The following is a 12,763-nucleotide window of genomic DNA, read 5'->3' as shown; positions in this document are numbered from 1 at the left end:
CTCGCCGGACCTCGGTGGGTGTCACGGGAGGTCGGCGGAAGGCGCCGAAGTCGGCGGAAGTCGGCGGAAGTCGGCGGACCTCGCCCGAAGGCACCGGAAGGCGCCGGAAGGCGCCGGAAGTCGCGGCCGTCAGTGGATCTCGTCCACCAGGACGTCCAGCGACCAAGCGGTTCCCGGCCGTGTCGGCGCGTGTTCCTCGACGGTGTAGCCGAGGTCCCGCAACGCCTCCACCAGCGCTGCCGGGCTCTTCGGCGCGATTCCCGCCGTCAGCAGGCTGCGCACGATCCGCCCCTTCGTGGCCTTGTTGAAGTGGCTGACGACCTTGCGCGTCGGGGCGTGCAGCACCCGCACGCTCGCCGTCCGTGCCGCGACCTCGCCCTTCGGCTTCCAGGCCGCCGCGTACGCCGCCGAGCGCAGGTCCAGCACCAGCCCGTCCCCGGCGGCCTCGGGCAGCACGGAGGTCATCGGGCCACGCCAGTGCGCGCCCAGCGCACCGAGGCCCGGCAGCTTCACGCCCATGGAGCACCGGTACGACGGGATCCGGTCCGTCACCCGGACCGCGCCCCACAGCCCCGAGAAGACGAGCAGCGACCTGGCCGCGCGCCGCTTCGCCGCCGCGTCGAGCGAGGCGAGCCCGAGGGAGTCGTACAGGACGCCGGTGTAGATCTCCCCGGCCGGCCGCGCGCCCGCCGTGCGCAACCCGACGTTCTTCGCGACCTCGCCGCGCAGTCCCTCGCTCAGCCCCAGCACCTCGCAGGCCTTGTCCTCGTCGGCGGCGCACAGCTCGACCAGCTCTTCGAGGACCGCCTCGCGGGCGGCGCCCAGCCCCGGCAGCGACAGGGACTCCGGCTTGAGCGGGGCGCCGCGCCCGGAGGACGCCTTGCCTTCGGAGGGCGGCAGCAGGACCAGCACGGGACATCTCCTCACATCGAACTCAGCAGCACAGCGTACGGCGTGCCGCACGGCGACCTCCGCCCCGCTCGGGGGTCCGGTTCGGCTCCGGTCGGGCCGCCCGCTCGGTCTGTGTCGCCGCCGCCCGGTTTCCGTGCCGGAGCGTGCCGGAGCGCCCACCCTTGACGGCTAACGGTGTTAGCCGTAGGGTCGCCCTATCGGGCTAACGGCATTAGCCGGAATGGGCCGCACCGCCGGGACCGCAGTCGACGACTTCCAGGAGGCAGACGATGAGCACGGCCACCACCAGCACGCGCACCGGTACGACCGCCAACCCGCGCACGGGCTCCGGCTTGCGTGGCGTCCGCCGCGCGGCCTGGCTGGCGAGCGCCCTGTTCTGGTCGGCGTTCGCGATCCTGGAGGCCATGAACCACGGCTGGCTCGCGGGTGGTCTCGCCTTCGCCTTCCTGATCGTGCCGGACCTCGCGTTCCTGGTCGGCCTCGACGCCGCGCCCCGCATGGCGAAAGGACAGCTCCCGCCCCGGGCGGTCCCGTACTACAACGCGATGCACCGCGCCGTCGTCCCGCTCGCCCTGATGGTCCTCTACACGTTCGGGCCGTTCCCGGCCTGGCCTCCGCTGTTCGCGGCGCTGTGCGGCTGGCTCGCGCACATCTCGTACGATCGCGCCTTCGGCTACGGACTGCGCACCAAGGAGGGCTTCCAGCGTGACTGAGCGGCTCACGCCCCGCGCCCGCGAGATCGCGGCGGCCGCCCGGACCCTCCTGGAGGAGGCCGGGCCCGCCGCGCTCACCATGCGCGCGCTCGCCGACCACCTGGGCATCAAGGCGCCCTCGCTCTACAAGCACTTCCCCGACAAACACGCGGTCGAGGTCGAACTGGTCGCGCAGATGCTGCAGGAGTCGGCGGAGGCCCTGGAGGCCGCCCGCACGCGTGAGCCGGGCTCGCTGCTCGCGCTGGCGCAGGCGTACCGCACGTACGCGCTCGCCCACCCCCACCTCTACTGCCTGGCCACGGAACGCCCGCTGCCGCGCGCGGCCCTGCCCGCCGGCCTGGAGGACCGGGCCGCAATGCCCCTGCTGCTGGCGTGCGACGGCGACCTGGACCTGGCCCGCGCGATCTGGGCCTTCGCCCACGGCATGGTGGTCCTCGAGATCCACGGCCGCTTTCCGGACGACGCCGACCTCCCCGCGGCATGGAAACGCGGCCTGCGGGCGTTGCAGCAGTAGGAGCGGGCAGGGCTGGGCAGGGGGCGTCGGATGGGCCGTGAACAGGCGTGGTGGACCAGGGCCAGGCTGGGCCGCTGCGGGCCGTCCCTGGACCTGCTCACCGCCCGCTTCCAGCAGCACGTCTACGCGCCGCACACGCACGAGGAGTTCACGGTCGGCGTGTGCGTGGAGGGGACGGAGATCATCGCCTACCGCGGCGGCCACATCCGCACCGGCCCCGGCTCCATCGTCGTCCTCGACCCGGGCGAGACCCACACCGGAGGCCCTGGCGCCACCACCGGCGGCTACGCCTACCGCGCCCTGTACGCGGTCCCCGGCCTCCTCACCGACGGCGTCCTCGGCGGCACGCCGCACTTTCGCGAGCCCCTGGTGGACGATCCCGAGCTCGCCGCAGCGCTGTGCCGCGCCCACACCGAGCTGACCGTCCGCCCCGACCCGCTGGAGGCCGAGTCCCGGCTCCCGTGGCTGCTGACGGCCCTGGCCCGACGGCACTCCACGGCCCGCCCGGTGTGCGACACGATCCCCGGGGCCGAGCACATCACCCGCGCCGTCCGCACCCGCCTCGCCGACGAGCTGCTCGCCCCGCCCTCGCTCGCCGACCTCGCCGCCGAGCTGGGCCTGTCCCGCTACCAACTCCTGCGCGCCTTCCGCACGACGACCGGGATCCCGCCCTACGCCTGGCTCGCCCAGTACCGGGTGACCCGGGCGCGAGCCCTGCTGGAATCGGGCCTGCGCCCGGCCGAGGTCGCCGCCCTCGTCGGCTTCGCCGACCAGGCCCATCTCACCCGCTGGTTCCGCCGCGTCCTGGGCGTGACCCCGGCGGCCTACCGCAACAGCGTTCAAGACGTCTGAGCGGACCCGGCCGAGACTCCTGCCATGACTGCTCGCGGCTGGTTCCTGTTCTCCCTCATGGGAGTGGTGTGGGGGATCCCCTACCTGCTGATCAAGGTGGCGGTGGACGGCGAGGACGGCCTGTCCCCGTCCGTGGTCGTGTTCACCCGATGCGCCGTCGGCGCGGCCCTCCTGCTCCCCTTCGCCCTGCGCCAACGCGGGCTGACCGGCACCGTGCGGACGCACTGGAAGCCCATGCTGGCCTTCGCGATCATCGAGATCATCGGCCCCTGGTTCACCCTCACCGACGCGGAACGGCACCTGTCCAGCTCGACGGCGGGCCTGCTGATCGCGGGCGTCCCCATCGTCGGCGTCACCCTGGCGCGCTTCTTCGGCGACACGGAACAACTGGGCGCACGCCGGGTCGCCGGCCTCGCGCTGGGCCTGACCGGCGTCGCCGTCCTCACCGTGCCCCATCTGACCGGCGGAGACGCCCGCTCGCTGGCCGAGGTCCTGCTGACGGTCGTCGGCTACGCGACGGCGCCCCTGATAGCCGCCCGCCACCTCAAGGACGTCCCCTCCCTCCACCTCACGGCCCCCTGTCTGGCTCTGGCGGCCCTGGTCTACGCCCCGGCCGCCGTCGCCACCCGCCCCACGGAGCTGCCCTCCACCGCCGTCCTGTCGGCTCTCGCGGCCCTGGGCGTGGTCTGCACGGCCGTCGCCTTCGTCGCCTTCATGGAACTGATCAAGGAGGCGGGCCCGACGCGCGCCACGGTCATCACGTACGTCAATCCGGCGGTCGCGGTCGCGGCGGGCGCCCTGTTCCTGGACGAGCCCCTGACGGCGACGATCGTGGCGGCCTTCACCCTGATCCTCGCGGGCTCCGTCCTGGCGACGGCTGCGGGACCGAAGCGCGACTCCCGCCCGGTAACATGGTCGACACGGCAGACGAGCCGGGCGGACGGCCGCGTGGAGTCCCTTACGGGGCTTCCCGAGGAACGTCCGGGCTCCACAGGGCAGGGTGATGGCTAACGGCCACCCGGGGTGACCCGCGGGACAGTGCCACAGAAAACAGACCGCCGGGGACCTCGGTCCCCGGTAAGGGTGAAACGGTGGTGTAAGAGACCACCAGTGCCCAGGGCGACCTGGGCAGCTAGGTAAACCCCACCCGGAGCAAGGTCAAAAGGAAACACCCCGGTGTTTCTGCGCGGACGTTCGAGGGCTGCCCGCCCGAGTCCGCGGGTAGACCGCACGAGGCCGGCGGCAACGCCGGCCCTAGATGGATGGCCGTCACCGAGGCCCTCGCGAGAGACCTCGGCACAGAACCCGGCGTACAGCCCGACTCGTCTGCCGCTGCCTGCGGCTTTGCCTGGGAAAGGGCCTCTGATCTGGGACGGAGGCCCTTTCCGGTCTTTCGGGGGCTTGCCGCGTTACGCGGCGGAAAGTCCCTCGGAAGTCCCTCAGACAGGGCTGAAAGTCCCTGAAAAGTCCCTGGAGTGGGGGACGGGTGAGGCTTCTGAGCTGGCCGTTCGCGACAGTCGCCGACATGGGGGTGGTCTTGGCTCGGCCGGATTGCGCGGCCCCGGCGTTGACCGTGGTGTCAGTCCGCACGGCCCACTCGGCGGGGCTGCGGTGAGCCGAAGGCACATCGTGCGAAGGCTCGTCCGGCTGTCTGGACACCGCTTCGATGAACTCGTCCAGTTGGTTGGATCCACTGGGCTGGCCTCGTGTCGGCGGCCAGCCCAATGAACCGTCACGAACCGGACGGCGGCTGGCTACGGTGTGCCCCTTCTCGCCATCTCGCCTCTACCTGCTGCGGCCTGGCTTCGTGACTACTGATTCGCAGGGGAACACACTGGGGCAGAGGGGCGCCGCGCGCATGCGCGCGGCGCGGCCAAAGAATCTTCCAGAGAGGGGGTTGCGGTCGCCGCCTTCCGACCGACGTACGAGCGATGGACGACTCTGGGACGGACACTGAAGCCGACGGGCTGCTGCTGCGATGGCGGCAGGGCCGGCTCGACGCGTTTGAGCTCTTTGAGGCGGTCCGCGGTGCGATGTACCAGGGCGCCCGACGTGGGATTCACTCGATCACCTCCGCTGTTCCAGATCCCCGCGATGTTGAGGACGCTGTCTGCGAGGCGTTCGAGCAGTTGAGAAAGAAGGACCCCGCTGATGTGTCGTCGGTCACCGGGCTGGCGAAGATGATTGCTCTCCGACGGGGGCAGGACATCGGCAGGGGAGTCGTGCGCGAGCGTGAAGGGATCAAGGGGTTCCTTGCTGACCCGGTAGCCATGGCGGCGGTGGAGTTCCATGACGAGGATGCGCGAGCCGCAGAGGAAGACGAGCGTGTAGTCGCCCTGGCCCAAGGATGCCTTGAGTTTCTGACCGATGAGCAACGGGATCTGGTCGTAGAGACGATCATGAGAGAGGAGCTCTTGTCCGACTGGGCGTTCCGCAACGGCAAGACGCACCAAGCAGCGAGTCGGCAGCGAAAGCGCGCTGTCGAAGCGATCAGACGCTGCGTCGAATCGAAGCGCAGCGGAGGAATCACAGGATGGGAGGGGGCACAGTGACTGACAACGAGGAACTGGATAACCAGAACGACGCGCTTATCGAGGAGTACCTACTGTTCCTGCGCGGCCTTGGCCCTCAGCCGGACCTGTCGGATCTGCCGCCGAGCCGTCGCGAGGTGATCGCGGGCCAGTTCGAGATCGTGAGGGCGTTGGCCGATCGAGACCCGGAACTCCCGCCTATTGAGCAGGACCCCGTTGCCCGGCGATTGGGTTTGGTGGCGGATGCATCATCGTCCGCTCCGCCGCTCATGGCTGCCCAGTCGGCCCCGCGGGCCTCAGGCGGAGTAGCGGATGAACCGCTTAAGGACTCGCTTGAGGAGGTGGCCTTTCGATTTCGAGGCCGTATCTCGATGGAGTTCCACCCCGCATGGTCGCCGGAGGTGCCGCAGGGGATGCGGGCGTTTGCGCAGTGCGCTGTGCTGGCGGAAGCGGTAGCGGTTCTCGTAGGTGATACCGATACATGGTCCAGCGCGCCGGAGGGACTCGGGCGGTTCTTTAACCTGTACGCCGATATCTCAGCGATTTGTGTCACTTCTGCTGACGCCGAGCGGGCTGTCGTTCTCTCGCCTGCCGACGTGACGCGCTCGATCAGTCCGGTGCTTGGCTGGCTCGACCCTCACAGCTCGATGTTGCCGGAGCCTCTGGGGCTCGCCGTGGGACGGTTTTTCGAGCGGCGCCTGCCGCGCTGGGACCGGGTCGCCGATTTCGACGTGCTGCCGGATACGGCAGCTCTCGACGCCGTGGCGAGGGAGGCGACTGAGGCACAGATCGCACTGGCTCTTCGTGCGAAGCCTCGGCTCGAGTACAAGAAGGAAGGTCAGCTTGCACTCGGCAACGTCGATGCGGCGGAAATCGCCGCCCTCGTAGTGAGGGTGCAAACGGGTGGCCTGATGCCAGATGACTTCGTAGATCATCTGGCGGAGATGGCGGGGGCTGCCGTATCGTGATCCGACGCATTCGCCTGAGCCATTGGCGAGCCTACGAGACGCTGGACCTGGAGCTCAGTCGCCCGGTCACGTTCTTCGTCGCTCCGAACGGTGTCGGCAAGACGTCGTTGGTCGAGGCCGTTCGATGGGGCTTGCTCGGTACCCCCTCGGTCCGTCGCCTCGGCCAGGCGGTCCGCGTCGGCCACGAATCGGCGACAGTGTGCCTGGACTTGGTGCTGGCGGACACCGAGGTGCAGCTGACCAGGTCGGTCAAGCGCGGCGGCACCGCTCGCTTCGTTGCCGAGGCCAATGGCATGGCAATCGATGAAGAGGCCTACACAGAGCTCCTGCGCCGTGCTTGGGGTGCTGATCCCGGACTTCTCGACGCGCTGGTTTTCGGCGTCGGGGCGAAAGGGGAGGCCACAGGCTTTCCGATCAAAGATCACCTCGCCGATGTTTTCGGCATCACACCTATGCTGCAGGCTGCCAAAGCGATCAACATGCGGAGGTCCGAGCTTGCGGCGAAGATCAAGACGCTGCGCGATGACTTGAGCGGGACCGACGAGGCCATCGCATCGTTGACCGAGACGGTCTCGCAGTTGGATACGGAAGTGTCCGGGATCGCGGATCAGCGACAGGCCGCGGAGGTCTTGGCGCACCAGCTGGAGCCGGCAGCAACTCTCGCGCAGGCATGGAGCGACTACCGGCAGAACGCCCATGCCGTCGACGAGCAAGTACGACGGCTCGTCGCGCGCATGGCCGGTTCCATCGATCTCGGCGATCAGGATCCGAGGGCTGCGATCGCCGATAGCGAGCGCGCGGCCTCAAGCGAGCTCGAGTCCAGCCTGGCGGCCACGTCGGCGGCGCAGGTTCGAGCAGCGCGTGCGGCATCGGCTGCTGAGGTCCTTGCATCTGCCACGGATCAGTGTCCGACCTGCCTTCGCCCGCTGACGCCGGCCGAACGCGAGGCTGCGGCCTCCGCGCACGGCGGTGTGGACCACGCCGCGCACGCCGAGATTGAACAACGTGTGCACGACACCGCGCAGGCTCGCGAGAGGCTGCGCGCGATTACCGGTTTTCGCGACGCCCTCAATGCGCTGCACCCCCCGACTGAACCCGTTGGCGAAGATCCAGGCGCAGAAGCAGTCACCAAGCTGGCCGAAGCACGGCAACGTCTCTCAGATCTTGCTGAACACCATGGCGATGCGGCAGCTCGACTCGGAGCAGCTAGAAGCGAGCTGGTGAGACTACGGCAAGCTGCACGCGATCAGTCCACCCTCATCGCGGCGGCGCGTGAAGACATGGTCATGGAGGTCAGCGAGAAGACCATCCACAAGCTGGCCGACCGCTACCTGACGGACTACATCGAACCGATCGCGCACGAGGTCGGCCGCCGCTGGAAGCTCGTGTTCGGCACCGACGGACTGCATTTCGGCGCCGATGGAAACCTCACCATTCCCCACGGGGACGCCACGCTGACAGTGGGCGACCTGAGCGGCGGAGAACGGTCCACCGCTCTGCTCGTGACGCGACTGCTGCTGGCGAGTTCGGTTGCACGTGCCTCGACCGTGTGTTTCGACGAACCACTTGAGCATCTTGATCCACGCCGCCGCGCCGCGGTCGCCCAGACCTTGGTGTCGGCCGTCCAAGCGGGCACCGTAAGGCAAATCCTCATCACGACCTACGAAGAACGGCTGGCACGCCGTCTGGCCAGCGCCGCACCGGACGTCGTGGAGTTGACCTACGCCGCCACGGATTCGGCTTGAAGAATTCTTGCGTGAAGGGGGTTGCGGACGGCCTGCCGCCAGCGACTAGGAGGTGAAAGCCCGCATCCGGCGGGTCGATCCTTGGAGGCCCGCAATGGCAGCCCCAGATAGCCAGACCGAGACAGACCACACTAAGCACCCCACATTCGTCCTCGAGGTCGACGGCGTGGAATACACCCACGACAGGCCGACGATCACCGGTGCACAGATCATGGAGATGGCCGGCATCAACCCGGCCGACTGCCTGGTCCAGATCCTGCCGGACGGAACCCGCATCACGATCACGCCCGAGGAGACGGTCCGCCTCGTGCCCGGAGCTCAGTTCAAGCGTCGTCCCCGCTTCAAGCGAGGCTGATCGCGTGTCCGTGCCCGACAGGCTCGCCGAACGCCTGGCGCAGGAGGAAGAGCTGCTGCGTCAGGCGTTCCCGAACGCCACCATCGATCGAGAAGCCCTCGTCGTCTCGCTGCGAGACCACCCGCTGCCCGCGGGCTGGTCCCACGCCGATACCGACGTCCTGTTCGCCATCCCCGTGAACTACCCAGCTGGTCAACCGGACAACATTTGCGCCCGCCCGGACTTGACCCTGGTCGGCGGCGCAACGCCTGGCAACAGCCAGGGCATACAACAGCACGCCGGGTGCTCCTGGCTGCAGTTCTCCTACCACATCGACCCGAACGACTGGCACCCCCACGTAGACCCAGCACAGGGCAGCAACCTCGCGGACTACCTGGCCGGCGCTCTGTCCCGTTTCGAGGAGGCGAGCTGAACCGATGAGCACTCTGAAGTTCACGCGGTCCGAGCACTGGGAGCGCATCGAGCGGCATCTGGCCGAGGCGCGCGGCGAGCGATTCGCCTTTGCCTTCACCAAGTTGCTGCACAACGGCGAGGGCGGTCCCGTCCTCGAGGTCGTCGACATCGCACTCATTGACGACGAAGAGATCGAGCCGAACCACGACGGCTGGCGCCTGGCCGACACGGCGCTCGATCGCATCCACAACCATGCGGTCGCCACCGGACGCGGTCTCGTCGAATTTCACAACCACCGGCTGAAGCCACCAGGATTCTCACCCATCGATGAGCGTGCGCTCGCTGAGATGTCGCCCTACGCGGTCGACCTGCTGGGCGGGACACCGTACGGGGCTGCAGTATGGGCGCAAGGAATGGTACGTGCCGACTGGTGGCGCCCCGGGACCGACGGCGAGCTCGAACGTAAGCCATTCGACACGGTCACTGTGCTTGGCGACCACATCAAAGTACTCAACGCGCCGCCTGCCACCGACATCCGGTTCGCCCGCCAGACCCCGCTCCTCGGACCCCTGGCTCAAGCGGCCGTCACTGCCTTGCGCGTGGCGGTCGTCGGCGCCGGAGGCACAGGATCACACGTAGCGCTCGGGCTCGCCTACCTCGGCTTCCGTAAGGTCATCGTCCTCGACGACGACCTCGTCGAGACAACCAACCTGAACCGGCTCGTCACCGCCGACCAAGCCGATATCGGCAGTCCAAAGACGATCGTCACGCGCCGCCGCATGCACTCGATCGATCCGAGAAGCGAGGTCCAGAGCTTCTCCGGGCTCACACCCACAGGCGAACATCCCGAACTGCACGACGCCGACCTCCTCATCGGCTGCGTCGACCACGACGGCCCGCGGCACCGCCTCAACCAGATCGCCATCGACACACGTACCCCCCTTCTCGACATCGCCACCGGCGTCGATGACCAGCAACAGCCTGTCGCGCTCGGCGGCCGCGTCTTCTTCATGCTGCCCGGCGCCGCATGCCTGACCTGCCTCGACGAACTCGACTCGGCAGAGATCTCGCGCTGGGCCAAACCGGGTCACCAGCAGGCTGTCGACCGCCTCCACGGATACGGAACCGGCGTCGCCAACCCCTCGGTTGTCTACCTGAACGGGCTCACCGTCCATGCAGCGTTCGCCGAACTCGGCGCATGGATCTCCGGTGCACGCGAGCCAGCACCATGGCTCGACATCGACCTGCTCGGGACTGCGAAGTCCCCGGGCACCCAGGTCGGACCTCGCCGGATTCCAGGACGTGTACCTGGTTGTATCGATTGCGGGCACGACAACTGAGAGGACGTTTGATCTAGCCGAATCTCCCTTTCAGGTCGCTTTGGAGCTTAAGGAGTCGGCCTCCTCTCGGGCGGTCCGGGAAGGAACCTGGGACGATCTTGTGTGGGAACTTCGCTTTCGATGAGTGAGCTGAGAGGTCGTGATCGGCAGACCGATCTCGGTGACGGCGCCGCCGGCGGAGGCCAGTCAGGCGGGACGTACCAGGGCGTCGAGCATCTTCTCCAGTAGGTCGTTGTTCGCGTTGAAGCTGGCCACTGATGCGGCGATGTTCTCCTCTTGGTCCATGTCCTGCCAGGAGATGGTGTATCCGGCTTCGCGGGCGAGTTGGGCGAGGAAGGCGCGCTGGGTGCGGCCGTTGCCTTCCCGGAAGGGGTGGATGGCGTTCACGTCGCCGTACAGGTCAGCCAGGGCTCGGACGAACTCCGGGCGGGCCAAGCCTTGCAGGTGGTCGTTGTTAGCGAGCTTGCGGAACACGTCCTCCGCGTAGGAGACGATGTGGATCGACGGGCAGAACGATGTGCCCTTGGAGATCTCAATGGTGCGCAGCTCCCCGGCCCACGGGTACACGCTGCCGAAGATCTGCCGGTGGAACGCTTGCAGGTGTGCGAGGTCGTAGCTGCCAGGCAGCGGCTCGGCGTCCAGAATGGCGAGTTCCACCGCGGCGATGTCCGATTCAGCCTCGGAAAGCTCGGTTGCGTCGGTGATGCCGAGACTGTTTCGGAGGACGCCGTTGGGCTCGCTGTAGGGGTCGGTCACTCAGCGGCCTTACGGGTGTAGCGGGCGAGGGTGCGGGCGCGCAAGGCTGCGGCGTCGAGTTCTCCGCGTGCATAGGCGTCGAGGTCGGCGGTGGTGTCTGCGGTGACGCGCAGCCCCTCGGCCTCGGTGGAGCCGATGGCGGAGGCGACCGCCGCTTGGCGACGTCGGGCTTGCTCGTTCTGTTCGCGTCGCCGGTAGCCCTCCAGGGATGCGACGTCCACACGGCGGTGGGTGCCGACCATGCGGAACTCGATCAAGCCCTTGTCGAGCAGCTTGACCAGGTGCGGTCGGGAGACGCCGAGGGTCTTCGCTGCCTGGATGGTGGACAGCTCCATACTCTTGGCGATTACCTCGACCGTGCGGCCGGAGGTAATGAGCGCCATGGTCTCCATGAGGACCGCCAGGGCTTCACGTGGCACCTCCATGGTGACCTTGCTAGCTTCGGCGACGGTGATGTGGAACGTCTCGGCGCTGCTGGTGAGGGCGTCACGCAGGCATGGCACGGCCTCCTCGACGCTGCGTTTGCGCTGCTCCTTCCGCGTCCGCTGCGCCTGGGTCCCACGCAGTGCCGGCGAGTTCTCAGTGGGGCGCTTGCGCCGTACCTTCTTCCGAGTGCGGGAGGTCTCGATCTCGGAGCTGACGGTCGTCGTACTGTCGCCGGTGGGGTGCTTCTTCTGCTTGGCCGGTTTCCGGTCCTGGTGGGTCACGGGCATAGGTGCGTCCCCAGCTTTGAGTGGCTACTATCACCCTCAACCATATGAAACAAGTGAACCAAGTGCAATATGTGTAACTACTTGAAGGGCTGGCGCTGCCCCCTTGCGGCACCGGCGGGAAGCAGTCCGCGCCTTTGTCCCGCAGGTCGTACGGTCGCAGTGCCATGGACCGTCCGCGCCCGGATAAGGGTCCCAGGGTCTTCGCCCCAGCCTCGCGCATCCGCTCGGCGGCCCGGTTCGGATCGATTGAGTCGATGTGGCACCCCAACTCCGTACTGACTGACGGCTCGCTCCGCCAGCAGCGTAGAAGTGGTCACGGACACTGACGCCAGGCCGTGTACCGGCAACAGTTGGAGCTCGCTGCGACCGTCGTGATCCTGTTGCTGCGGGCACCTGTGGGCGGAGCGAATTCGAGTAGGGCCAGCATATGGGCGAGGACTCCACGTTCTTCGGGCGCCCGTACGCCTCCCTCGCGCCTGAAGCCTCTCGGTCGAATGTCCCCGAGAAGTCCCAGCGGCCGCATCGGGCCCTCCGTCTTACGTAAAGTACCTGGTCAGACGGGTCGGGGTGTGATCGTCGCCAAGGTTGACCCATAGTGGGCGTACAGCCCGACTCGTCTGCCGCTCAGGGCTTCTGGTCGGCTAAGAAGGTGTCCTATGTGGTGAGGCGGACCAGCCGCTTGTAGCAGCACAGGGTTGCAGCGAGGCCGAGAAAGGCCAGGTAGTTGCGGGACTGGCGCTCGTAACGGGGGCTGAGCCGGCGGTAACCGGACAGCCAGGAGATCGTCCGCTCGATCACCCACCTGCGGCGGCCCAATCGCTCGCTGGACTCGATGCCCTTGCGGGCGATGCGTACTCCGATCCGCTTGCCCCGTAACCATTTCCGCAGGTGAGGGATGTCGTACGCCTTGTCGGCGTGCAGGCGCTGGGGCTTGAAGTGGCGGCCACGGTGGGGGTCGTGTCTCGTTTGGT

13 protein-coding genes, 1 other RNA gene and 1 pseudogene are annotated in these 12,763 nt (G+C 68.0%); 11 read left to right on the top strand and 4 right to left on the bottom strand.

Annotated features, from left to right (window positions below):
* Positions 1-129: 129 nt before the first annotated feature.
* Positions 130-912 (bottom strand): peroxide stress protein YaaA, encoded by a 783-nt coding sequence (gene yaaA, locus ACH4ZA_RS33510; protein ID WP_319279522.1) that lies wholly within the window; start codon positions 910-912, stop codon positions 130-132.
* Between the two features lie 269 nt (positions 913-1,181).
* On the opposite strand from yaaA, the gene ACH4ZA_RS33505 reads away from it, so the two are divergent.
* From ACH4ZA_RS33505 to ACH4ZA_RS33455, 11 genes and pseudogenes are all read left to right on the top strand, one after another.
* Entirely contained in the window at positions 1,182-1,625 is a 444-nt protein-coding gene (locus ACH4ZA_RS33505) for a DUF4260 family protein (protein ID WP_307055989.1), read from the top strand.
* Positions 1,618-2,139, top strand: a complete 522-nt coding sequence (locus tag ACH4ZA_RS33500; protein ID WP_319279523.1) for a TetR/AcrR family transcriptional regulator — start codon at positions 1,618-1,620, stop codon at positions 2,137-2,139. Before ACH4ZA_RS33505 ends, ACH4ZA_RS33500 begins: the two co-directional genes overlap by 8 nt.
* Before the next feature lie 30 nt (positions 2,140-2,169).
* A complete protein-coding gene (locus ACH4ZA_RS33495; protein WP_398433026.1) occupies positions 2,170-2,991 on the top strand; it encodes an AraC family transcriptional regulator in 822 nt (273 codons plus the stop codon).
* Positions 2,992-3,015: 24 nt separating this feature from the next.
* Positions 3,016-3,804: pseudogene (locus ACH4ZA_RS33490) on the top strand (DMT family transporter); the annotation flags it as partial.
* A 115-nt stretch (positions 3,805-3,919) separates the two neighbouring features.
* Positions 3,920-4,320: RNase P RNA component class A (gene rnpB / locus ACH4ZA_RS33485), an RNA gene on the top strand.
* 602 nt (positions 4,321-4,922) lie between these two features.
* Entirely contained in the window at positions 4,923-5,543 is a 621-nt protein-coding gene (locus ACH4ZA_RS33480; protein WP_398433025.1) for an RNA polymerase sigma factor, read from the top strand.
* On the top strand, positions 5,540-6,490 hold the full coding sequence (locus ACH4ZA_RS33475; RefSeq protein ID WP_398433024.1) for a hypothetical protein: 951 nt from the start codon (positions 5,540-5,542) through the stop codon (positions 6,488-6,490). Before ACH4ZA_RS33480 ends, ACH4ZA_RS33475 begins: the two co-directional genes overlap by 4 nt.
* Positions 6,487-8,235, top strand: a complete 1,749-nt coding sequence (locus ACH4ZA_RS33470) for an AAA family ATPase (RefSeq protein ID WP_398433022.1) — start codon at positions 6,487-6,489, stop codon at positions 8,233-8,235. Before ACH4ZA_RS33475 ends, ACH4ZA_RS33470 begins: the two co-directional genes overlap by 4 nt.
* 94 nt (positions 8,236-8,329) lie before the next feature.
* Positions 8,330-8,590: a multiubiquitin domain-containing protein gene (locus tag ACH4ZA_RS33465; protein ID WP_398433021.1), complete on the top strand. Its 261-nt coding sequence runs from the start codon at positions 8,330-8,332 to the stop codon at positions 8,588-8,590.
* A gap of 4 nt (positions 8,591-8,594) precedes the next feature.
* Entirely contained in the window at positions 8,595-9,002 is a 408-nt protein-coding gene (locus tag ACH4ZA_RS33460; protein ID WP_398433020.1) for an E2/UBC family protein, read from the top strand.
* Positions 9,003-9,006: 4 nt separating this feature from the next.
* Positions 9,007-10,323 (top strand): HesA/MoeB/ThiF family protein, encoded by a 1,317-nt coding sequence (locus ACH4ZA_RS33455; protein ID WP_398433019.1) that lies wholly within the window; start codon positions 9,007-9,009, stop codon positions 10,321-10,323.
* Positions 10,324-10,509: 186 nt separating this feature from the next.
* Here the strand turns inward: ACH4ZA_RS33455 and ACH4ZA_RS33450 are convergent, their stop codons facing one another.
* The 3 genes from ACH4ZA_RS33450 to ACH4ZA_RS33440 all read right to left on the bottom strand — a co-directional run.
* Positions 10,510-11,079, bottom strand: coding sequence for a Fic family protein (locus ACH4ZA_RS33450; protein WP_360217238.1), 570 nt, complete (start codon positions 11,077-11,079; stop codon positions 10,510-10,512).
* A complete protein-coding gene (locus tag ACH4ZA_RS33445; RefSeq protein WP_398433018.1) occupies positions 11,076-11,792 on the bottom strand; it encodes an excisionase family DNA-binding protein in 717 nt (238 codons plus the stop codon). Before ACH4ZA_RS33445 ends, ACH4ZA_RS33450 begins: the two co-directional genes overlap by 4 nt.
* Positions 11,793-12,446: 654 nt before the next feature.
* Positions 12,447-12,763 (bottom strand): transposase (locus ACH4ZA_RS33440; protein ID WP_398433017.1); only part of this gene is annotated, 317 nt, incomplete at its 5' end.

The sequence above is a fragment of the Streptomyces sp. NPDC020597 genome (assembly GCF_044335095.1).
GTDB lineage: Bacteria > Actinomycetota > Actinomycetes > Streptomycetales > Streptomycetaceae > Streptomyces.
The sequence above is the reverse complement of the archived record's forward strand: the minus strand, read 5'-3'. Positions and strand labels throughout refer to the sequence as shown.

What these genes read in the sequence shown, in the direction of transcription:
- ACH4ZA_RS33505 (WP_307055989.1), top strand. Translation starts at nt 1,182, where the DNA reads ATGAGCACGGCCACCACCAGCACGCGCACCGGTACGACCGCCAACCCG.
- ACH4ZA_RS33495 (WP_398433026.1), top strand. Translation starts at nt 2,170, where the DNA reads ATGGGCCGTGAACAGGCGTGGTGGACCAGGGCCAGGCTGGGCCGCTGC.
- ACH4ZA_RS33480 (WP_398433025.1), top strand. Translation starts at nt 4,923, where the DNA reads ATGGACGACTCTGGGACGGACACTGAAGCCGACGGGCTGCTGCTGCGA.
- ACH4ZA_RS33465 (WP_398433021.1), top strand. Translation starts at nt 8,330, where the DNA reads ATGGCAGCCCCAGATAGCCAGACCGAGACAGACCACACTAAGCACCCC.
- ACH4ZA_RS33455 (WP_398433019.1), top strand. Translation starts at nt 9,007, where the DNA reads ATGAGCACTCTGAAGTTCACGCGGTCCGAGCACTGGGAGCGCATCGAG.
- ACH4ZA_RS33445 (WP_398433018.1), bottom strand. Translation starts at nt 11,792, where the DNA reads ATGCCCGTGACCCACCAGGACCGGAAACCGGCCAAGCAGAAGAAGCAC.